This is a genomic window from Streptosporangium sp. NPDC049376 (assembly GCF_044466505.1).
Classification (GTDB): domain Bacteria; phylum Actinomycetota; class Actinomycetes; order Streptosporangiales; family Streptosporangiaceae; genus Streptosporangium.
The window spans coordinates 226814-247881 of sequence record NZ_JBITMT010000004.1 but is presented as its reverse complement, the minus strand read 5'-3'; the positions used below and the strand labels follow the sequence as shown (position 1 = coordinate 247881).

Annotated in this window: 19 protein-coding genes; 8 read left to right on the top strand and 11 right to left on the bottom strand. The window is 70.8% G+C overall.

Features of this window, described 5'->3' with window-relative positions:
* Positions 1–14: 14 nt before the first annotated feature.
* The gene (locus tag ACIBVQ_RS14070; RefSeq protein WP_352013927.1) at positions 15–917 is read right to left on the bottom strand and encodes a 4-(cytidine 5'-diphospho)-2-C-methyl-D-erythritol kinase; all 903 of its coding nucleotides are present in this window, start codon (positions 915–917) and stop codon (positions 15–17) included.
* 83 nt (positions 918–1000) lie between these two features.
* Positions 1001–1846, bottom strand: coding sequence for a 16S rRNA (adenine(1518)-N(6)/adenine(1519)-N(6))-dimethyltransferase RsmA (rsmA, locus tag ACIBVQ_RS14065; protein ID WP_352013928.1), 846 nt, complete (start codon positions 1844–1846; stop codon positions 1001–1003).
* Between the two features lie 138 nt (positions 1847–1984).
* On the opposite strand from rsmA, the gene ACIBVQ_RS14060 reads away from it, so the two are divergent.
* Positions 1985–3466, top strand: coding sequence for a serine/threonine-protein kinase (locus ACIBVQ_RS14060; RefSeq protein WP_399178031.1), 1482 nt, complete (start codon positions 1985–1987; stop codon positions 3464–3466).
* The gene (locus ACIBVQ_RS14055) at positions 3463–4797 is read left to right on the top strand and encodes a hypothetical protein (RefSeq protein WP_399177743.1); all 1335 of its coding nucleotides are present in this window, start codon (positions 3463–3465) and stop codon (positions 4795–4797) included. Before ACIBVQ_RS14060 ends, ACIBVQ_RS14055 begins: the two co-directional genes overlap by 4 nt.
* Before the next feature lie 144 nt (positions 4798–4941).
* Here the strand turns inward: ACIBVQ_RS14055 and ACIBVQ_RS14050 are convergent, their stop codons facing one another.
* The 3 genes from ACIBVQ_RS14050 to ACIBVQ_RS14040 form a co-directional block, all read right to left on the bottom strand.
* Positions 4942–5802: a TatD family hydrolase gene (locus tag ACIBVQ_RS14050; RefSeq protein ID WP_352013931.1), complete on the bottom strand. Its 861-nt coding sequence runs from the start codon at positions 5800–5802 to the stop codon at positions 4942–4944.
* 27 nt (positions 5803–5829) lie between these two features.
* Positions 5830–7605, bottom strand: coding sequence for a methionine--tRNA ligase (gene metG, locus ACIBVQ_RS14045; protein ID WP_352013932.1), 1776 nt, complete (start codon positions 7603–7605; stop codon positions 5830–5832).
* Between the two features lie 79 nt (positions 7606–7684).
* The gene (locus ACIBVQ_RS14040; protein ID WP_399177741.1) at positions 7685–8932 is read right to left on the bottom strand and encodes a glycosyltransferase; all 1248 of its coding nucleotides are present in this window, start codon (positions 8930–8932) and stop codon (positions 7685–7687) included.
* Between the two features lie 101 nt (positions 8933–9033).
* On the opposite strand from ACIBVQ_RS14040, the gene ACIBVQ_RS14035 reads away from it, so the two are divergent.
* Positions 9034–10560, top strand: coding sequence for a hypothetical protein (locus ACIBVQ_RS14035; protein WP_399177739.1), 1527 nt, complete (start codon positions 9034–9036; stop codon positions 10558–10560).
* Here the strand turns inward: ACIBVQ_RS14035 and ACIBVQ_RS14030 are convergent.
* Complete coding sequence (locus ACIBVQ_RS14030) at positions 10508–12037, bottom strand: dolichyl-phosphate-mannose--protein mannosyltransferase (RefSeq protein ID WP_399177737.1); 1530 nt, start codon at positions 12035–12037, stop codon at positions 10508–10510. The genes ACIBVQ_RS14035 and ACIBVQ_RS14030 overlap by 53 nt on opposite strands.
* 54 nt (positions 12038–12091) lie before the next feature.
* Positions 12092–12946, bottom strand: coding sequence for a 16S rRNA (cytidine(1402)-2'-O)-methyltransferase (gene rsmI / locus ACIBVQ_RS14025; RefSeq protein ID WP_352016611.1), 855 nt, complete (start codon positions 12944–12946; stop codon positions 12092–12094).
* 196 nt (positions 12947–13142) lie between these two features.
* Between rsmI and ACIBVQ_RS14020 the strand changes: the two genes are divergently transcribed.
* Complete coding sequence (locus ACIBVQ_RS14020; RefSeq protein WP_399178029.1) at positions 13143–14660, top strand: dolichyl-phosphate-mannose--protein mannosyltransferase; 1518 nt, start codon at positions 13143–13145, stop codon at positions 14658–14660.
* 110 nt (positions 14661–14770) lie between these two features.
* Positions 14771–15985, top strand: a complete 1215-nt coding sequence (locus ACIBVQ_RS14015; protein ID WP_352014158.1) for a hypothetical protein — start codon at positions 14771–14773, stop codon at positions 15983–15985.
* A gap of 63 nt (positions 15986–16048) precedes the next feature.
* On the opposite strand, the gene ACIBVQ_RS14010 is transcribed toward ACIBVQ_RS14015, so the two are convergent.
* Together ACIBVQ_RS14010 and ACIBVQ_RS14005 are read right to left on the bottom strand one after the other, a co-directional pair.
* The gene (locus ACIBVQ_RS14010; RefSeq protein WP_399177735.1) at positions 16049–17143 is read right to left on the bottom strand and encodes a L,D-transpeptidase; all 1095 of its coding nucleotides are present in this window, start codon (positions 17141–17143) and stop codon (positions 16049–16051) included.
* A gap of 197 nt (positions 17144–17340) precedes the next feature.
* The gene (locus tag ACIBVQ_RS14005) at positions 17341–18075 is read right to left on the bottom strand and encodes a Clp protease N-terminal domain-containing protein (protein ID WP_399177733.1); all 735 of its coding nucleotides are present in this window, start codon (positions 18073–18075) and stop codon (positions 17341–17343) included.
* 91 nt (positions 18076–18166) lie between these two features.
* Here ACIBVQ_RS14005 and ACIBVQ_RS14000 point away from each other — a divergent pair, with 91 nt between their 5' ends.
* Positions 18167–18706: a DUF4240 domain-containing protein gene (locus ACIBVQ_RS14000; RefSeq protein ID WP_386195669.1), complete on the top strand. Its 540-nt coding sequence runs from the start codon at positions 18167–18169 to the stop codon at positions 18704–18706.
* A 44-nt stretch (positions 18707–18750) separates the two neighbouring features.
* Here the strand turns inward: ACIBVQ_RS14000 and ACIBVQ_RS13995 are convergent, their stop codons facing one another.
* Positions 18751–19176 carry a nitroreductase family deazaflavin-dependent oxidoreductase gene (locus ACIBVQ_RS13995; RefSeq protein ID WP_362918661.1) on the bottom strand — a complete coding sequence of 142 codons (426 nt, stop codon included), beginning with the start codon at positions 19174–19176 and terminating at the stop codon, positions 18751–18753.
* A 196-nt stretch (positions 19177–19372) separates the two neighbouring features.
* On the opposite strand from ACIBVQ_RS13995, the gene ACIBVQ_RS13990 reads away from it, so the two are divergent.
* Positions 19373–19684 (top strand): DUF6059 family protein, encoded by a 312-nt coding sequence (locus ACIBVQ_RS13990; protein WP_362918663.1) that lies wholly within the window; start codon positions 19373–19375, stop codon positions 19682–19684.
* Between the two features lie 14 nt (positions 19685–19698).
* Here the strand turns inward: ACIBVQ_RS13990 and ACIBVQ_RS13985 are convergent, their stop codons facing one another.
* Positions 19699–20601 (bottom strand): LysR family transcriptional regulator, encoded by a 903-nt coding sequence (locus ACIBVQ_RS13985; protein ID WP_399177730.1) that lies wholly within the window; start codon positions 20599–20601, stop codon positions 19699–19701.
* Positions 20602–20699: 98 nt separating this feature from the next.
* On the opposite strand from ACIBVQ_RS13985, the gene ACIBVQ_RS13980 reads away from it, so the two are divergent.
* Positions 20700–21068 (top strand): nuclear transport factor 2 family protein, encoded by a 369-nt coding sequence (locus ACIBVQ_RS13980; RefSeq protein ID WP_352014165.1) that lies wholly within the window; start codon positions 20700–20702, stop codon positions 21066–21068.

Sequence of the window (21068 nt, the reverse complement as noted above, 5' to 3'; positions counted from 1 at the left end):
GCGCTCCCCGGGCCTCAGACGACCGTGGGACCCGGAGTGGGGCCCTGGGCGGTCAGGACGTCCCTGGCCACTCCGGCGGCCCGCAGGCAGGCGGCCAGGGTGACGGCGTGGTCGGCGGACTCGGCCAGGAAGGCGCAGGTGGGGCCCGAGCCGGAGACCAGGGCGCCCAGGGCTCCGTGTTCGCGGCCCGCGTCCAGGGTCCTGGCCAGGCTGGGGCGCAGGGACACGGCGGCGGGCTGCAGGTCGTTGGCCAGTTCGGCGCCCAGGGCCTTGGCGTCTCCGGCGCGCAGCGCGGCCAGCAGGGGCTGTGACGCCCGGGGCGGGCCGACCGGGTCACCGCTCTCGGCGCGCAGGCGGTCGCACTCGGCGTAGACCCTCGCCGTGGACAGGCCGCCGTCGGCCAGGGCGAAAACCCAGTGGAACGTGCCATCCGCCTCAAGGGAGGTCAGCCGCTCCCCCCTGCCGGTGCCGACGGCCGTACCGCCAAGCAGGGCGAAGGGCACGTCGCTGCCGAGGTCGGCGGCGATCTCCATCAGGTCCTCGACCGGCAGGCCGAGGCCCCACAGTTCGTTGCAGGCGACCAGGGCCGCGGCCGCGTCGGCGCTGCCGCCGGCCATGCCGCCCGCGACCGGGATCGCCTTGCGGATGACGAGACTGACGCCGTAGGACCTGCCGGCGTGCCCGGCGAGCGCGAGGGCGGCCCGGATGGCCAGGTTGTCGGCGTCCTGTGGCACCTCGCTCGCCGACTCACCCTCGACGCGGACCCGCATCCCGGTCTCCGCGACGGCCGTCACCTCGTCGAAGATCGACACGGCGTGGAAGACGTTCACCAGGTCGTGGAAGCCGTCGTCGCGGAGCGGCCCGACCGCGAGCCGCAGGTTGACCTTGGCGGGCACCCGGACGGTCACCGAGTTCATGCGTCCCTCTCATCGCTCGTCACGGTCCCCGATCGTAACGGGGTCCCCGCACACGTCCTCGCAAAGCTCCCCAGCAAATCAGCTCATGTGCGCTTTTCAGCGATTCGTGCGAAGTCCTCGATGGACAGCTGCTCGCCACGGAGTGTGGGATCGACCCCGGCGGCGCGCAGCGCCTGCTCCGCGGCGGCGGCCGTACCGGCCCAGGAGGCGAGGGCGGCGCGCAGGGTCTTGCGGCGCTGGGCGAAGGCGGCGTCCACCACCGCGAAGACCTCCTCGCGCGAGGCGGTGGTCTCCGGGGGCCGCCTGCGGGTCATCGCGACGAGCCCGGAGTCCACGTTGGGCACCGGCCAGAAGACCGTCCTGCCGACGGGACCGGCTCTGCGGACGTCGGCGTACCAGGCCGCCTTGAGCGAGGGGATGCCGTAGACCTTCGAACCCGGCGCCGCGGCCAGCCGGTCGGCCACCTCGGACTGGACCATGACCAGGACGGCACGCAGGGACGGCAGCGTCTCCAGCAGGTGCAGCACCACCGGGACCGACACGTTGTAGGGGAGGTTGGCGACCAGGGCGGTCGGCCTGTCCTCGGGCAGTTCCTCGGGCAGCACCCGCATGGCGTCCGCGAGCACCACGGTCAGGCGGTCGGCGAGCTCGGGGGCGTGCCCGGCGACGGTCAGCGGGAGCTGTTCGGCCAGGACCGGGTCGATCTCGACCGCCACGACGCCGCGTACCTCGGGGAGCAACGCGAGGGTGAGCGACCCGAGGCCGGGCCCGACCTCGATGACCACGTCGTCGGGGCGCAGATCGGCCACCCGGACGATCCTGCGCACCGTACCGGCGTCGATCACGAAGTTCTGGCCGAGCTTCTTGGTCGGGCGGACGCCGAGCCGCTCCGCCAGCTCACGTATCTCGACCGGGCCGAGAAGGCTCATCGCCGCCCCTCACTCACCGCATGCTCCCCACGTCATCCGACAAGTGTCGCGCATGGAATCCCCCGGTGAGGACGCCCGGTCTTCCGGATAACGTGATCCGTACGGGGGTTCGTCGGCGATGGAAGGATTGCCCCCGTGATGGATGCCAACCGGCCCGGCGTCGAGGGGTTACGTCCCGGCGACCCCGGATGGATCGGGGAGCACCGGCTTCTCGGGCGCCTCGGTGAGGGCGGCATGGGCACCGTCTACCTGGCACGGAACCCGCAGGGGCGCCTGGTCGCGGTGAAGGTGATCAAGCCTGAGGTCGCCGTCGAGGACGGCTTCGCCGAACGGTTCCACGCGGAGGTGCGCAACGCCCGGCGGGTCGCCTCGTTCTGCACCGCCCAGGTGCTCGGCAACGGCAACGCCGACGACGGCAGGCCGTACATGGTCACCGAGTACATCCCGGGCACTCCCCTGTCACGCCAGATCAGCGTGTACGGCGCGCTCGACCCCGCCCAGCTGCACGGTGTGGCCCTCGGGGTGGCCGCCGCCCTGGCGGCGATCCACGTCGCCGGGCTGGTCCACCGCGACCTCAAGCCCGCCAACGTGATCCTGTCCCTGTCCGGGCCGCGGGTGATCGACTTCGGCGTCGCCAGGGCACTGGACTCCACCCGTGGCTTCACCCGTTCCGGCGAGGTGCTCGGCAGCCCGGGGTGGTGGGCGCCGGAGCAGGTGAAGGGGCTTGAGATCACCCCGGCCGCCGACGTCTTCGCCTGGGGGTGCCTGATCGCCTACGCGGGCAACGGCCGCCACCCGTACGGCCGGGGCGACATGATCACCATGGCGACGCGGCTGCTGAACACCCCACCCGACCTGGGCTCGCTTCCCGCCCCGCTCGACGACCTGGTCCGCAGGGCGACCGCGATGGACCCCGGAGCGCGCCCGACCGCGCAGGACCTGCTGATCGCGCTGGTCGGCGGCTCCCCGGCCCCTGCGGGCCCCCTGACTGCGGGCCGGCCGGCTCCGGTCGTCGACGTGCTCGGTGACACGTGGCGGCCTCCGGCCAACGTGGAACCGGACACCACCCAGGTCCTCGGTGGCCTTGGCGCCCCCGGGGCGCCCCCCGCGGCCCGGTCCCGGCGGAAGAAATCAATCATGGTGGGACTCGTGGTGGCCGCCGCGCTCGCGGTCACCGTCGCGGTGCTGGCCCACGTCCTCGGGAGCCCTGACAGCACAGGAGGCGGAACCTCCTCGGGCGGCGGTCCGACCGACGTGGGCAGGCGGATCCCGATCGGCTCTCCGGTCGGAGATCCGCAGCTGATCGTGCCACGGGCTCCACGCTGCGGCCTGACCTCCTACGAGGGCACGACGGCGCGCGGCAGGTTGTGCGTGGTCACGCTCACCCTGCTCAACCCGGGTGGCGAACGCGTCCCCCTCAGTCGTGACCCGTTCACCCTGCTCGACGACGCGGGGACGCCCCACACCCCCGAGGCGCCCGTGGCGGGCCTGACGGACACGCTGGCCCCCGGGGGCAGGCTGGACCGGGTCCTGGTCTACGACCTGCCTCCCGAACGGCGACCGGCCCGGCTGAGCGGCCAGGTGACCGGCGGCGGACGGCGGATCGAGGTGCGGCTGTGAGGTTCCTCCCGCAGGCCGCCGTGCCGTTCGCGCTGCTGTTCACCCTCGTGGCTGTGCCGTCGTCGCCGCCGTCATCCCCGTCGCCCGCGGGCTGTGGCGGGGACACCGCCGTCGGCGACCCGTTCGCCTCCCCGGGAGGGGTGACCGGGGCGGGAGCCGTACACGTCCTGTCCGGCAGGGGCGACGAGGCAAGGGCCGTGCGCGCCCCCGCGCCCGCGGCGGGCGACGGGTTCGGCTGGTCGGTACGGCTGGCCGACCTCGACGGCGACCGCTGCGCGGACCTGGTGGTCGGCGCGCCGTACACGGACGTGGCGGGGCGGCCGGACGCGGGTGCCGTCTACATCGTGTACGGCACGGCCTCCCGCCCTCCGGTGCGCCTGCTCCCCTCCTCTCCCGAGGCGGGCGCCCACTTCGGCTGGTCGCTGGCCGTGGGGCGGGGCACGCTCGCCGTCGGAGCCCCGCACGAGGACGCCGACGGGGTCGAGGACTCCGGCGCGGTCCACCTGTTCGACGTGGGGGCCGGGTTCGGTGAGGGGCGGCGGATCTCCCAGGACACGCCGGGGGTGCCGGGCAGCGGTGAACCCGGCGACATGTTCGGCTGGTCGGTGGCCGTCGGCAGGATGGGCGGCCGACGGGACGCGGCCGACCTCGCGGTCGGCGCGCCGTACGACAACGACGACGGAACGGGACGCCAGGAGAGCGGGGGCGCCGCGGACGCGGGCTCGATCGCCGTGATCTACGACGTGTCCGGCACGGGGGACGCCTACACCAGCAGGAAGTGGGACCTGCGCCGGCTCGTGGAGACCCACGCCGGCGACCGGTTCGGTTACTCCATGGCCTACGCGGAGGAAGGGGAGGCGGGCTACCTCGCGGTCGGGGCGCCGCTCGGCGACGGCGGTGGGATACGCGACTCGGGGCTGGTGCGGCTCTTCCGCTCCTCGGCGACAGAGGAGATCACCCCGCTGGCCACCCTCGACCAGGGTTCCCGAGGCGCCACGGGCGACGGATACGGCTTCTCGCTCGCCCTCACCGGGGAGGGCGGCGCCCGGCTGGCGGTCGGCGCCCCGTTCGGCGGTCCCGGCGGACGCGGCCGGGTCGTGGTGGTCCCGGTGCGAGATCCGTCCGCGGCCCGGGTGGTCGAGCGGGGGAAGGCGGGAGACCGGTTCGGCTGGGCGGTCGGGTTCGGCGGCAACCGCCTCGTGGTCGGCGCTCCGGACCGCGACGGCTCTGGGGCGGTGACGGTCCTCGGCCGCAACGACACCGTGGGAACCCCGCTGCCCCCCGCCCAGGACGACGGGGAGCCTGCGGAGTTCGGCGCCTCGGTGGGCTGAGCCTCCGTGGGCTGAAGACGAGGTGAAGCCGCCGTGGCCCGGACATCGTGGGCCGAGCGGCGCTGTGGGCAGAAAGCCGTTGTGGCGGGGCGTCGTGTGGCCTGGTTGTGTTCTGGCGGTGCTCTGGCGGTGCTCTGGCGGTGTTCACCAGGTGCCGAAGACGGCCTCCCCGTTGGCGCTGATGGCCGTGGCCAGCTCGCCCGGGTCGATCCCCTTGACCTCGGCGAGGCAGCGCAGCGTGAGGGGGATGAGATAGGGGGCGTTCGGCTTGCCCCGGTGCGGCGTCGGCGGAAGGTAGGGCGCGTCGGTCTCCACCAGCATCAGCTCCACGGGCGCGAGCGCGGCGGCCTCCCGGAGATAGCCCGCGTTCTTGTAGGTGACCGGGCCGGAGAAGGACATGTGATAGCCCGCCTGGACGCACCTGGCGGCCATCTCGGCGTCACCGGAGAAGCTGTGGAAGACCACGACGTCCGGCGCCCCCTGGTCGGCCAGGACGTCCAGCACGTCGTCGTGGGCCTCCCGGTCGTGGATCACCAGGGCCTTGCCGGTCCGTTTGGCGATCTCGATGTGCGCCCTGAAGCTGGCGTGCTGGTCGTCCTTCGACGCCCAGTCGCGGTAGTAGTCGAGGCCCGTCTCCCCCACCGCCCTGACGTGCGGCAGCCGGGCCAGCGCCTCGATCTCGGCGAGCACCTCGGGCGTCGAGGCGTGCGCCTCGTTCGGGTGGATCGCGACCCCCGCGTAGACGTCGGGGTGCAGTTCGGCCACCTCCGCGTTCCACCGGGAGGAGGGCAGGTCGTAGCCGATCGTGACCAGCCGGGTCACCCCGACGGAACGGGCCTGGTCGAGGATGCTCTCGACGCTCGCCTGGGCCGCCTGCGCCGCCTGGGCGACGGGGTCACCCGAGGACGCCTGACGGTTGCCCACCATGATGTCGAGGTGGCAGTGGCTGTCGAACACCTCCGCGGCCAGGGGCTCGGGAGGGGCGGGAAGCTTCGTCGTGCTCACCCGCCCCAACCTATCGAGCCTGTCACGTCACCCCAACCGGGCGAGCTCCTCATCGACGATCTTCGGGTCGAGCTTGGTGAAGAGCCTGGTCGGCGGCGCGAGCGGGACCCCGGGCCGGATCGGGGTGTGCTCCCAGCGCGCCTGGCCGTCGTAGTCGCCGGTGATGATGGGGTACGGCCTGCCGTTCTCCTCGACCTCCCTGATCTCCGGCATCCCCGACCAGACGCCGGTCCCGCCGAGCATCTCGTGGATCTTGTTGGAGGAGGAGGGCAGGATCGGGGTCAGCAGCGTCTTGGCGTCGTCGACGACCTGCAGGGCCACGTGCAGGATCGACTTGACCCGCTCGGGGTCGTCCTTGATCTTCCACGGCTCCTGGTCCGCGAGGTACTTGTTGGCCTCACGGATGACGTCGAACGCCTCGTTCGTGGCGTTCTTGAAGCGGGAGCGCCCGAGCTCGGCACCGACCCTGGGGAAGGCGGCCCGGCTGCGTTCGAGCATGGCGCGGTCGGCGTCGGTGAGGTCGCCCGCCTCAGGGATGGCGCCGAAGTTCTTGGCGGCCATCGAGATCGACCGGTTGACCAGGTTGCCCCAGGCCGCGACCAGTTCGCCGTTGTTGCGGTTGAGGAACTCCGACCAGGTGAAGTCGGTGTCCTGGTTCTCCGGACCGGCGACCGCGATGTAGTAGCGCAGCGCGTCGGCGTCGTAGCGGGCCAGGAAGTCACGAACGTAGATGACGACCTGACGGGAGGAGGAGAACTTGCGCCCCTCCATGGTCAGGAACTCGCTGGAGACGACCTCCGAGGGCAGGTCCAGCGCGCCGAGCGCCCCCGGCGTGCCGTTCCTGGCGCCCTGGCCGTTGTAGCCGAGCAGCAGCGCCGGCCAGATCTCGGCGTGGAAGACGATGTTGTCCTTGCCCATGAAGTAGTAACCACGGGCGTCGGGGTTCTGCCACCACTGCCGCCAGGCCTCGGGATCGCCGGAGCGGCGGGCCCACTCGATGGAGGCGCTGAGGTAGCCGATGACGGCGTCGAACCAGACGTAGAGCCGCTTGTTCGCCTGGTCGCTCCAGCCGTCGAGCGGGATCGGCACGCCCCAGTCGAGGTCACGGGTGATCGCCCGGGGCTGCAGGTCGCCCAGCAGGTTGAGGGCGAACTTCAGCACGTTTGGCCGCCAGTCGCCCTGCTTGGACTGCAGCCAGGTGGCGAGCACCTCGGCGAAGGCGGGCAGGTCGAGCATGAAGTGCTCGGTCTCGACGAAGACCGGCTTCTCGCCGTTGATCCTGCTGACCGGGTTGACCAGCTGGATCGGGTCGAGCTGGTTGCCGCAGTTGTCGCACTGGTCACCACGCGCGCCGTCGTAGCCGCAGATGGGGCAGGTGCCCTCGATGTAGCGGTCGGGCAGGGTGCGCCCGGTCGACGGGGAGATGGCGCCCATCGTCGTCTTGGGGAAGACGTAGCCGTTGGCGTGCAGCCCCTTGAAGACCTCCTGGACCACGGCGTAGTGGTTGTCCGTCGTGGTCCGGGTGAACAGGTCGTAGGACAGGCCGAGCGCCTGGAGGTCTTCGGCGATGACCCGGTTGTAGCGGTCGGCGAGCTGACGGGCGCTCAGCCCCTCCTTGTCCGCCTGGACCTGGATCGGGGTGCCGTGCTCGTCGGTCCCGCTCACCATGAGGACCTTGTTGCCCACCATCCGCTGGTAGCGGCTGAAGATGTCGGACGGCACGCCGAATCCGGAGACGTGCCCGATGTGGCGGGGGCCGTTGGCGTACGGCCAAGCGACCGCGGTCAGGATGTGCTGGGACATGTAGCCAAGCCTAAGGGACGCCGACTCAGGCCTTGGTGCGCTCCCGGGGATCGGGTCGTGCCGCTCTCCCGGGAGGGGCTCAGGCCTTGGTGCTCTCTCGGAGGACCGTCTGCTCCTCGCCGTCCAGGCTGACGGCTTGGGCGGCCTCCTCGGCCGCGGAGGCGGCCACGTCGATCGGCGTCTCCTTGGAGCGGCGGATGCCCAGGATGCTGATGAACAGGGCGGCGAAGATGGTCTGGAAGCTCATGATCAGCGCGGTCGCCGAGGGGACGACCAGGCGCAGTGACTCCGACGGGATCAGCGGGCCGAAGCTGCGCGTCTGCCAGTGGACCAGCGAGGCGCCCAGGCCGAAGAGTCCGGCCAGGGCCAGCAGGCCTCCGGCGATCAGGCCCTTCTCCAGGGTCACGATGTCGACGAGCTTGCGCACGCGCCTGTCTTCGGGCAGGAAGCCCTCCTCAGCCGCGTAGACCTTGGTGAACAGGGCGAACAGGACCGCCTGGAAGCCGATCACCACGGCGGCCGAGGCGCCGACCAGGGTGTCGACGTCGAAGCCGAGCTTGCCGATGTAGATCGGCCCGAAGCTCAGGGCGGCGCCCGCGACCAGGCCCAGGGTCATCAGGATCAGGCCGGGGATGAAGAACAGCCAGCGCGGGCTGTACAGCATCAGGAAGCGCAGGTGGCGCCAGCCGTCGCGCCAGGAGCGCAGGTGCGGCGGGCGGGAACGGCCGTCGGGCGACAGGGTGGTCGGCACCTCGCGCACGTCGAGACCGGACAGGGTCGAGCGCACGACCATCTCGCTGGCGAACTCCATGCCGCCGGTCTGCAGGCCGAGCCTGAGGATCGAGTCGCGCCGGAAGCCGCGCAGGCCGCAGTGGAAGTCACCGATGGCACTGGGGAAGAACAGCCTGCCGATGAAGGACAGCACCGGGTTGCCGAGGTAGCGGTGCAGCGGGGGCATGGCGCCGGGGGCGATTCCGCCCTTGAAGCGGTTGCCCATCACCAGGTCGGCCCCGTCGCGCAGCTGCTCGACGAACGGCAGCAGCGCGGTGAAGTCGTAGGAGTCGTCGGCGTCGCCCATGATGACGTACTTGCCGCGGGCGGCCCTGATGCCCCCCATGAGGGCGTTGCCGTACCCCTTGGCGTCGACGTGCACGACGCGGGCGCCCGCGTCACGGGCGAGCTGCTGGGAGCCGTCCGTGCTGCCGTTGTCGGCGATCAGCACCTCTCCGTCTATCCCGTGCTCCCGCATGCAGGCCAGTGCCTTGCGTACGCAGGTCTCCACGGTCTCCGCCTCGTTCAAGCAAGGCATGACCACGGTCAGTTCCACGTCTCAACCTCTCAGTTACGGCACAGCCCAACCTCATCATGATGCCCTCTAACGTCTACTGTGCGGGTCAACTCCACCAAACGGCTGGCATCCTGTAATGCATGGTGACCGTCACCGAGGCGCCGCGCCTCGACTCACCCGCGGCGGGTGTGCTCTCGCGCGCGCTGGCCCTCCTCGGCCGCCACCGGCTGTTCGCCGTGGCCGTGGCGCTGGCGTTCGCGCTGCGTGTGGTCACGATGCTGGGATACGGTCCGGCGCTGTGGTTCAACGACTCCTTCGAGTACGTCTCGGGGGCGGTCAATCCTGGCAGACCCAGTGCCCTGCGACCGAACGGTTATTCCTTCTGGCTGCTCCTGCTGCGGCCCTTCCACAGCTTCTCCCTGGTGGTCCTCACCCAGCACCTGATGGGCCTGGGTGTGGCGCTGCTGATCTACGTCCTGCTGCGCAGGAGGTTCGGGCTGCCGGGGTGGGGGGCGACGCTGGCCACGCTGCCGGTGTTGTTCGACGCCTACCAGATCCAGCTCGAACACCTGATCATGTCGGACGCCATGTTCATGCTGCTGGTCGTGGGCGTCGTGACGTTGGTGCTCTGGCACAGGAAGATGTCCTGGCAGGTCGGGGCCGTGGTCGGCCTGCTGCTCGCGCTGACCGCGCTGACCAGGTCGATCGGCCTGCCGATCCTGGCCCTGGTCGCGGTCTACATGCTCGTCAAGCGGACCGGCTGGAAGCCGATCGTGGCCATGGTCACGGCCTGTGGCGTTCCGGTGGCCGGTTACATGGCCTGGTTCGCCGCGACGTACGGCAACTTCGCGATGACCAGCAGCGACGGCGCGATCCTGTACATGCGGACCGCGCTGTTCGCCGACTGCAGGACGATGAGGGTCGATCCGCGCAAGGAGCTCGAACTGGCGCTGCTGTGCATCAGCGCCCCGCCGAGCGAGCGTCACTTCTCCGGGCAGAAGTACCTGTGGTGGGCGCAGCCCGGGCAGCGGTTCCACGCCTTCGGGCCCAACACCACCTTCACCCCCGACATCAACCGGGCCGCGGGGGCGTTCGCCAGGCGGGCGATCCTGGCCCAGCCGCTCGACTATCTCGGCGTCATGGCCGGAGACTTCTTCCGCGCCTTCCGCTGGGACCGGCCGCAGTTCCCCGACGCCAACACCTACCGGCAGTACGAGTTCCTGCCGGAGGGCAAGGTGCTGCCCACCTGGCCGTCGTACAGGGGCACCAGCGACCGTGACGCCCAGACCTACGACCCGAGCCTGCCGACCGCCCAGATCCGCGGCAAGCCCAGTGTGATCGGCACCGAGGTCCACGACCCGTGGGCGAGGTTCATGCAGGGCTACCAGCAGACGGTCAGGCTGCCCGGCATCGTGGTCGGCGTGCTGCTGCTGATCGGCCTCGCCGGGGTCGTGGCGCGCTGGCGCACCCTGGGCGGTCCGGTCCTGCTGCCGTGGCTGGGCGCCTTCGGGCTCGTCCTGGCGCCCGCCGCGACGGCCGAGTTCGACTACCGCTACGTGCTGCCCGCCGTACCGCTGGCGTGCCTGGCGGCGGCGATCGCCCTGCGGCACGGGTTCAGACCCAGCTCCGCAAGAGCATCCGGCGCCACCACTCCTCGTGCGGAATGACGTCGGCGGTCAGCACCGGATAGAGCCACCAGAAGTTGATGATCGCGAGGAGGGCGAAGAGGCCGACCACGCCCGCTCCCACGGCCCTGCGGTTCGGTGTGGCGTCCGCGGGGCCGATGATCAGCCCGGCGACCAGGGTGATGGCCAGGATCATGAACGGCACCATGGGGATCGTGTAGAAGTTGAACATGGTGCGGTGGTCGGCCAGCGCCCAGTAGAACCAGGGCAGCCAGCCCGCGGCGTAACCGAGCAGGGCGGCCCCGGCCCGCCAGTCCCTGGTGGCCACGTACCAGGCGATCATGGCGACCAGGGCGGCGAGCCCGCCGTACCAGATGACCGGGGTGCCGACGCCGAGGATGGCCGAGGCGCAGGTCTTGACCCCGCAGACGTTGTCCGAGCCCTCGTAGAAGAACGCCACGGGGCGAAGCATCAACGGCCAGCTCCACGGCTCCGACTGGTAGGGGTGGGAGGCCGAAAGGCCGGTGTGGTAACCCAGCACCTGGAAGTGGTAGTTGAGCCACGACCGGACGGAGTCGAAGACGAAGAAGACCGGTCCCTGTGAGGTGGCCTGCGCCCAGTTGCGGCCCCAGCCGAGCGGCGAGACGAACCATCCGGTCCAGGAGACGAGATAGGTCAGCGCGGGCAGCAGGCCCATCGCTCCGAGCAGCGTCGGCAGGTCCTTGCCCAGCGCCCCGCTGTACGGCCTGCCCAGGCCGACCGCCCTGCGGGCCCCGGCGTCCCAGATCAGCGACATGACGACGAACGCGACCAGGTAGAAGATGCCCGACCACTTCACCGCGCAGGCGGCGCCCAGGAGCACACCGGCGGCCATCCGCCAGGGCCGCAGCCCCAGCCAGGGGCCCTGGTCGCTGATCGGGGAGTTCTCGTACCAGTCGACCAGTCTGCGCCTGGCGTGGTCGCGGTCGGCGACCAGGCAGGCGAAACCGGCCAGCACGAAGAACATCAGGAAGATGTCCAGCAGCGCCGTACGCGACAGCACCAGGTGCAGGCCCTCGACCGCGAGCAGCAGACCGGCCAGGCACCCCAGCAGGGTGGAGCGGGTCATCCTGCGCGCCACCCGCGCCAGGATCAGGATCGACAGGCTGCCCAGCACCGCTCCCGCGAAGCGCCACCCGAACGGCGTCATCCCGAACAGCTGCTCACCGATCGAGATCAACCACTTGCCCAGCGGCGGATGGGCGACGTACTGCGGGCAGGGGGCGGCCTCCGGCGGGGAGCAGCCGATCCAGATGTCGGTGTTCCCGGCGATGAGCATCCGGTCGGAGATCGGGTTCGACGCGTCGCCGAGCGTGGCCCGCTCAACGCCGAAGAGGCTCAGCGAGTAGGCGTCCTTGGCGTAGAAGGTCTCGTCGAACACCACCGCCTTCGGCAGTCCGAGACGGTCGAACCGCAGGAACGCCCCGAGCGCGGCGACGAACAACGGTCCCAGCCAGCCCAGCAGGACGTTTCCCGGCATGGGGGGCAGAAGTCGATCTCTGGTTAATCCCATTTAGGGAAGTATGGAGAAAAATCACCCTCTGTGGACAGCATCGTAAAGATCTCGTTTGGGAATCCCCGCCGACTTCGCGACGTCCACGATCGCCTGCTTCCTCGGCACCCCGGTCTCCGCGCGCCTGGCGACCTCGGCGACCAGGTCCTCGATGTCCGGCTCGACCTCCTGCGGGTCGTGCCCGGCGACCACCACGGTGATCTCGCCCTTGACCCCGTCGGCCGCCCACACGGCCAGTTCGCCCAGGCCGCCGCGCCGTACCTCCTCATAGGTCTTGGTCAGCTCGCGGCAGACGGCGGCCCTGCGCTCCGCCCCGAACGCCTCGGCCATCGCGCCGAGCGCGGCCGCGAGCCGGTGGGGCGCCTCGAAGAACACCATCGTGCGTTCCTCGGCGGCCAGCGCCCGCAGCCTGCGGTCGCGCTCGCCCGGCTTACGCGGCGGGAAGCCCTCGAAGCAGAAGCGGTCGCTGGGCAGGCCGGAGACGGCCAGCGCGGTGGTGACCGCGGAGGGCCCTGGCAGCGAGGTGACCGTGATCCCGGCCTCGACGGCCAGGCGGGTCAGGCGGTAGCCCGGGTCGGAGACACCGGGCATCCCGGCGTCGGTGATGATCAGGACGGTCCTGCCGTCCCGCAGTTCGCCCAGCAGCTCGGCCGCCCGGCCCGCCTCGTTGGCGTCGTAGTAGGAGACGACCCTGCCGCCGATCTCCGCGCCCAGGTCGGCCGCCAGACGGCGCAGGCGGCGGGTGTCCTCGGCGGCGACCACGTCGGCGGTCTCCAGCGCCTCGCGCAGCCTCGGCGAGGCGTCGCCCGTCTGTCCGATCGGGGCTCCAGCGAGCACCAGCCTGCCGTTGTCGTTCACGGTTCCATCCTCCCGCATCCGACACGGGGTCCCAACAAGGGGAGAAGTTCCGTAATTGGACATGTAGGCGGTGTTTCTTAGGTTCGTGAGGGGAGGAGGCCCGTACGATGGCCGGGTGGCCGTGACCGACTTCCCCAACCAGGCGTTCGAACAGCCGGAGTCAGAACCGAGCACCGACTCGGCCGTCTCCGTGCGTGACCGGCTGGTGCCGCCGATGCCCGGCGGCGCCATGTGGGGCTGGATCGGCCCGCTGCTGGTGACGGTGTTCGGGGCGTTCCTCCGCTTCGTCAACCTGGGCCGCCCGAACGCGGTGATGTTCGACGAGACGTACTACGCCAAGGACGCGTGGTCCCTGGTCAATTTCCTCGCCGAACGCACCATGGTCAAGGACGCCGACAAGGTCCTGATGGCCGGCGGCACCGAGATCTGGCAGAAGTGCGCGCCCGCCGAGATCGACAAGTGCGCCTCCTACGTGGTCCATCCGCCGCTGGGCAAGTGGTTGATCTCGATCGGTGAGCAGCTGTTCGGGATGACGCCGTTCGGGTGGCGCTTCGCGGGAGCGGTGCTGGGCAGCCTGTCGATCCTGATCCTGGCGCGGGTGGCGCGCAGGATGACCCGCTCCACCCTGCTGGGGTGCCTGGCCGGTCTGCTGCTCGCGGTCGAGGGCCTGCACCTGGTGCTGTCGCGTACGGCGCTGCTGGACATCTTCCTGATGTTCTTCGTGCTGGCCGGTTTCGCCTGCCTGGTCGCCGACCGCGACCACGCCAGGCGCAGACTGGTCGACTGGTACGAGAACTCCCCGATCAGCGACCAGGGCCCCTGGCTGGGGCTGCGGCCCTGGCGGATGGCCGCCGGTGTGCTCCTGGGCGCCGCCTGCGCGGTGAAGTGGTCAGGAGTGTTCTACCTCATCGCCTTCGCGGTGATGACACTGCTGTGGGACGCGGGAGCCCGCCGCGCCGTGGGGCTGCGCAGGCCGTACAGCGGGGCGCTGGGCAAGGACCTGCCGACACTGCTCGGAGCGGTCGGCCTGCTGCCCGCCCTCACCTACCTGGTCTCCTGGACCGGGTGGTTCATCAGCGCCACCGGCTGGGGCCGCAACTGGGCGCAGGCCACCTCACAGGGACCGGCCTTCTTCGTCTTCGACTCCATCCGGTCGTGGCTCAACTACCACTTCCAGGTGCTGAGCTTCCACACCGGCCTGTCGACCCCGCACAACTACCAGTCGGAGCCGTGGAGCTGGCCGCTGCTGCTTCGCCCCGTGGCCTTCTTCTACGAGGGCCCCAAGAACGCCTGTGGAGCCGATACCTGCTCACAGGCCGTCCTCGGGGTGGGCACCCCGGTCATCTGGTACGGCGGGCTCGCCGCCCTGGTCGCCATGATCGCCTGGTACGTGGCCACCAGGGACTGGCGGGCCGGAGCCGTCCTGCTCGGTTACGCCGCGGGCTGGCTGCCCTGGTTCTACTGGGCGCTGGCCGACCACCGCACCATGTTCATGTTCTACGCCATTCCCATGGTGCCGTTCATGATCCTGGCCATCACCCTGGCGGCCGGGCTGATCATCGGCCCCGCGGACGCCATACCGTCGCGGCGGCTGCTCGGCTCCGTGGTGGTCGGCGCGTTCACGGTGATCTCGATCATCAACTTCTGGTGGCTCTATCCGGTGCTGACCGCCGAGATCATTCCCTACGCGGATTGGAGTTCCCGCATGCTCTTCAAGAAGGGGTGGATCTGAGCTCCGGCTCACGATCCGCTTAGCACCGATTTCCTAGGGTAGGCGACGTGCGCGATCCATTACGTCACGTTCATCGTCAGGGCAGGCCCGCATACGGCAGACTTCGAAGCATGCCTGCACCGGACGTGGCCGCGCTTCTGTCCGAGCTTGAGCGGTCCGAGCCCGACTGCGCCGAGCGCGCCCGTAACGCGGTCGACTGGCTGACCGGCGGCGAGCCGTTGGAGACGATCACCGAGCTCAACGTGTGCGAGTTCCTCTGGTACACGCTGCCGACCAAGGCCCGCGGTGACCGGGCCGCGATCGCCCACGCCCTGAGCCGCCTGCTGCGCCTGGGCGGTCTCGAACGTTACGCCGCGATCTGCGTCTCCCCCACCACCACCAGGATTCTGCGCGTCTACGCCCACGCCGGCGAGGAGGCCGGGATGGCCGCCTACCAGAGCGCGCTCGACGCCACCGGCGTGCTCCCGCCCGACGTCCCCGAGCTGCGGTGGAGCTCGATCATGGGCCCCGAGGAGCTGGGCGCGCACGGCGCCTGCTCGGCCGCCCTCGAACTGGCCATCGTCTCGGGACAGCTGAGTCCCGACTCGCGGGAGCGGATCGCGCTGACCCGCCGCTGGCTCACCACGCCCCGCGCCGAACTCGGCGGGGACAACTGGCTGCACCGGGTCCAGGGCGAACGGCTCAACCGCTGGGTGCTGGGCAGGGGCACCGCGTGGCGCGAACTCGCCCAGCCCTTCGAGGTGTGCCTGCACGCCCCGATCCCCGCTCCGGAGAAGGACCACCTCGAAGCGCTGCGGTGGCTGCTGAGGGTGGGCGACAGGCCCGGCGGCGTCTCACTGACCCAGCGCCACAACCTGGCCCGCGCCGTGCTCGCGGAGAGCACCTGGAGCGCCGGGGAACTGGCCGCGGCCAGGGAGATGGCGCAGACCCAGCTGGGCGCGCTGCACCGGGTCGGCAGGCGCCTGGTGACCACCTCGATCGGGCAGCGACTGCTGGCCGATCCCGTCCTGCTCTGGGAGTCCGCGGCGGCCGCGTTGCTGACGCCGGTGCCGGGAGAGAACGACTTCGGCGCCTCGGCGCGGGAGGTCGCGCTGATGCTGCTGGTCGACGGCTCCCCCGCCGAGCGCGAGCACGTCACGGCGGTGATCGACTGCGAGAAGTGGCAGGCGGCCGAGGTCGAGGCCTCGCTGACCGAACTCGGGCGGCGTCTGGACGCCTTCGGGCTCAGGGTCGGGGGCAGGCTGACGCCCGCGGGCCGTTCCGCCGCCCTGGCCGCCCTGCGCAACCACGCCCTGCGCCCTCGCCAGTACGTCAACCTCCCCTGACCGGACGGGCCCGGCTCTCCGTGTCGTGGAGAACCGGGCCCGCCGTACGGGAAGGGGTGCGTGTCAGACGCCGCTCTCCTGGCCCGCCTGCTCCTCACCCGTGTCCGGGGGCGTCGCGGGCGCGCTGGGCGTGGGGGTCGGCGTGGGGGCCCCGGCCGCGGGCAGGGCGCTGCCCTTCTTCCACTCGGTCCAGCTGAGCTGCCAGAAGCCCCAGCCGTTGCGCCAGTCGAGCTTGCGCTTGGTGCCGGCGATCTTCACGACGTCACCGCGCTGGGCGATGCCGTAGAACCACTTGGCGCCCTCGGGCGTGGCGCGCACGCAACCGTGGCTCTGGTTGGACCGGCCGAGGTACTGGTAGTAGCCCGCGCTCTGGTGGACGTACTCACCGCTGTCGGAGATCCGCACCGCCCAGGGGATCTCCTCCTTGTAGTAGCGCGGGTCCTTGGGGTCGGTGACGCCGAGCCAGGAGGAGGTCATGGTCTCGACCGCCTTCTTGCCCATCGTGAGGTGGACGCCGCTGGTGGTGAGGTAGACGTCGACCCCGTTCTTGACCAGGCCGCCCCGGCCCGCGCTGATCGGGATGGTCTTGGCGAGCTTGCCGTCCCGGTAGACCTTCATCAGGTGCCTGGTGGTGCTCACCGTCGAGATGTTGGCCGTGCCGATCGCGAAGCGGCGGCTGACGTCCTTGGCCGCCTCGTTGCCGGGGATCTGGCTCAGGCGGGCGGTGAAGAGGACCTTCTGGTGCGGCTTCCAGTAGGTCTTGGTGCGGTAGATGACCTTGCGGTCGGAGACCCAGCGCCAGGCGCCCTGGACCGGCTTGTCCGCCTGGACCTGGAGGACGGCCTCGGCCGCGGCCCGCTTGGCGACCGCCCTGTCGAAGGTGACGATGATCGGCGCGCCGACGCCGATCCGCTCGACCTTCTCCCCCATGGGCGTGATGTCGGCGATGCCGAGTATGGGCTTGCCACGTCGTGCGGTCTTGGCGGCCTTACCCGCCGCGGGAGGCGGAACCGCCGCCTTGTCCGCGGCCGAGGCGGCGCTGGACACGGACACGGGCGCCGCCTGTACAGCCGAGCCGCCCTCCCCAGCGCAGGCCGCAACGGCGGCGAGGGCCACGAGGGCGAGCGAGGCCTGGGCCGTCCGCCTGATGGTCTTCACGGTCTGCTCCTCATATGCATGCTTCCGCGCCCGTTTGAGCTACTGGCGCGCTCCATATGTGAGACAACCGAAAACCGCGTTATGCGTACCGGATCACGCAACAATTAGATAACAGAGTGATTGGTGGGGTTTGGCAGCGTTCCCACCAGGGGGAACGCCGCGACCGTCGCACGGCCGCGGCGCCCCGGAGGATGAGGTCAGCCCTGGCCCTTCCGGGCGGCGAGGAAGGCTGCGAGGTCCTCCCCGATGCTGGCCTCGGCGGCGGCCTTGTCGATCCCCAGGCCCGACAGCACGCCCTGGCCGTCCTCGAATTCGAGCAGGGCGAGCAGGAGGTGCTCGGTTCCGATGTAGTTGTGACCCAGGCGCAGGGCCTCCCTGTGGGTGAGTTCCAGCACCTTGCGCGAGCGCGCCTCGTACGGGATGAGGTCCGGCACCTCGGCCGCCGCCTCGGGCAGCAGGGCGACCACGGCCTGCCTGAGGGCCTCCGGCGTGACCCCCTGCCTGCCGATCGCCTTGACCGCCAGCCCCTGAGGCTCGGCCAGCAGGCCCAGCACCAGGTGCTCGGGGAGGACCTCGCCGTTGCTCGCGGCGTGGGCCTCGTTGTGCGCGGCCATCACGACGTTCCGCGCCCGGTCGGTGAACCGGCCGAACATCTGGCCGAGGTCACCGGAGGCGTCGCCCTTGGCCACGAAACGCTTCTGTACCGCCTGCTTCGTCACCCCCATGCTTCTGCCGATGTCCGTCCAGGAGGCGCCGGAACGCCTCGCCTGGTCGACGAAGTGACCGATCAGGTGGTCCGCCAGCTCACCCAGGTGGTCGGCGACGATGACCGCCCCGGAGAGCTGCGTGAGCGCGTCCGAATGGGACTTCTTGATGGCCTCGATCAGATCGTCGAGGCGAACCTGGTTCGTCATGCGAACTGAATCCGTCATGCGTCAACCATAGGTTGACGCCCCATGGCCGTCAACCCAAAGTTGACGTCATGGATCCCTTTTCGTCCGCCTCCTCTGGCACCATCCAGCCATGGACCAAGACGACTTCTGGGCGACCATCGAACGAGCCCGTGCCCTGGGCGGCCCTCTCCACGAGGCCCTGGAGACGGTCCTGGCGGACATGCCGGCCGAGGCGGTCGTCGACTACAGCCAGCACTACGACGAGCACGGGGCGGCGCTCCACCGCTGGGACGTCTGGGCCGCCGCCTACCTGATCGGCGGTGGTTGCAGCGACGACTCCTTCATGGACTTCCGGGCCGGCGTCATCGCCCAGGGCCGTGAGTGTCACCGGATCGCCCTCACCGGCCCGGACCGCCTCGCGGACCTTCCCCTCGTCCTGGCGGGCGACGGCGAGGACCTCTTCTACGAGGACTTCGTCTACGTGCCCGCCAACGCCTACAGGCGCCTCACCGGCGGTGACGACCTGTTCGCGGCCCAGAGGACGCGATACCCGCAGCCACTCGACGAGCCGGACATGGGCGAGGACTTCGACTTCGACGACCCCGCCGAGATGCGCCGCCGCCTGCCCCGGCTGGCGGCCCTGTTCCTGGACGACTCCCCCCGCACATGAGACGCAGGGCCGCCTTTCACAGAAGGCGGCCCTGCCCAGTGAGCTCAGTGAGCGCGCAGGACGACCATGGGGATGACCCGTGTCGTCTTCTCCGCGTAGTCGTTGAAGCGCGGGTTCTCCGCCACCATCAGGGCGAAGAGCCGGTCGCGCTCGGCGCCCTCGGCGGGAACCGCGGTCGCCTGATACTTCTCCGCGCCGATCTCCACGGTCACCTCCGGGTTGGCCACCAGGTTGTGGTACCACGCCGGATGCTTCGGCGCCCCGGCGTAGGAGGCGGCCACGGCGACCGTGTCACCGTCCCTGACGTAGACCGCCGGGGTCGTGTGCGGCCTGCCGCTCCTGGCCCCCACCGTGGTGAGCAGAAGGAGGTCGGCCCCCTCGAAGAAGCCTCCGACCTTCCCCTTGTTCGCGCGGAACTCCTCGATGACGGCCTCGTTCCGGCTCTTCGGCGTCGGTGCGTCTGTGGACATATGTCGACTCCTCTGTGGGACGTTGACGGGCTCGTTCCAAACGATCCCTGTTCATGGAACACGATGGCACGCGTCGTATCCCGCGACGTTCGCGGGCGCTTCCGAAGACAGCCGGGACGAAAGATGTGGGAGGTGCCGCCGTCGTGGGCATGATCTCCGTCACCACACCAGGGCCGGACAAGGAGCGACGATCGCCGTGCGACCGAACAGACCCGCGCCGTCATGGAAGCTGAGCCGGAGGCTGCTGCGCCTGGCCTTCAACGTGGCGGAGCACATCGGCCCTTCGCTCGCCTCGATGCACTGGCACATCCCGCGTGAGGCCTACGCCCCGCCCGCCGAGCCCTGCGACCGCTGCCCGTCGCCCTTCGGCCCGCCGCCCGGCCACCCGGAACGGCTGATCCCGGAGGTCGGAGCCACCAGAGCCGAGCGCGCGCTCTGGGCCCAGCTCGACCTGGGCGCCATCGCGAACTCCAAGGCGTGGAGCCAGCGCCGGTGCCCGCACACGTGAGGCCCTGACGGCGGTCAGTCCCCGTCCTGCGAGGGGTCCACGCCGGCGAACGCCCGCCTGCCGTACGCGAGCAGCTCACGCACGGCGGGGTTGTGCGTGTCCCGCCAGACCAGCGCGAGCAGCGCGGGCACCTCGGCGTCCTCGATCGTGAGGGCCGCGAGCCGGTCGCGGTGCCAGGCGGCCATCGAGTCGCTGAGGACCGCGACCGCCAGGCCGCGGGCGGCGAGGTCGGCCACGGCGTCGGCGGCACTGGCCTGCAACGCGACCACCGGGGTGAGGTCGCGGGCGGCGCAGGCCCGGTCGAACACCGTGCGCAACCCCGTGCCCGGCGGCATGCACACGATCGGGTGGGCGGTCAGGTCCCGCAGGGTGACACTCGGCCGCTCCGCCAGCGGGTGACCGTACGGCACGGCCGCGACGAGTCCCTCCCTGACGACCGTCAACGCCTCCAACCCCTCGGGGGTCGTGCCCGCGCTGCCGACGAGGGCCAGGTCGGCGGTGCCCGCGCGCACCTCCTCGACGAGCCGGTCGGAAGCTGCCTCGAACAGTGAGATCTCCACCCCGGGGTGGGCCCGGTGGAAGGCCGCCAGGGCGTCGAAGAGCGGCGTGACGGTGCAACCGACGACCATTCCGACCGTGAGGCGCCCCCTGACCAGGCCGGTCACCTCCCCCACCGCCCGGCCGAACGCGGCGGCCTCGGCGAGCGCCGCGCGGGCGTGCCCGAGGGCGGCCTTGCCCGCGACCGTGAGGGTCACGACGCGCGCCGAGCGGTCGAACAGCTCCGCCCCGACCTCCCGTTCGAGCTGCCGGATCTGGGCGCTGACCCCGGACTGGCTGATGCGGACCCGCTCGGCCGCCCGGGTGAAGTTGCGCTCCTCGGCGACCGCGACGAAGTACTCCAGCTGCCTCAGTTCCATAACCATGGATTCTAGTTACGAGAAGAACAATCTGTTGGACTTCTGAAAAGGGGGTGACAAGACTGGAGAACGTCCGAACCGACGACCAGGAGGACCCCATGACGGAGTACGAGAAGGCCATGCGCCCCGAGGACATCACCCGGCTGTTCGTCGAGCGGTCCAACGCCGGTGACGCGGCCGGGGTCGCCGCCCTCTACGAGGAGAACGCGGTCCTCGCCTACCCGCCCGGCGGCCGGACCGTCGGCCGGGAGGCGATCCGCGTGCTGTGGGAGAAGGTCCTGGCCAACCGGCCGCGCTTCGAGGCGGAGGAACCGCTGCCGACCCTGGTGAGCGACGACATCGCCCTCACCTCCACCCCGCCGAAGGACGGCTCGGGCGCCCGAGCCCAGGTCGTACGGCGCCAGCCCGACGGGAGCTGGCTGCGCCTGCTCGACCAGCCCGAGTTCGTCACGCCTCCCGCTCGCTGA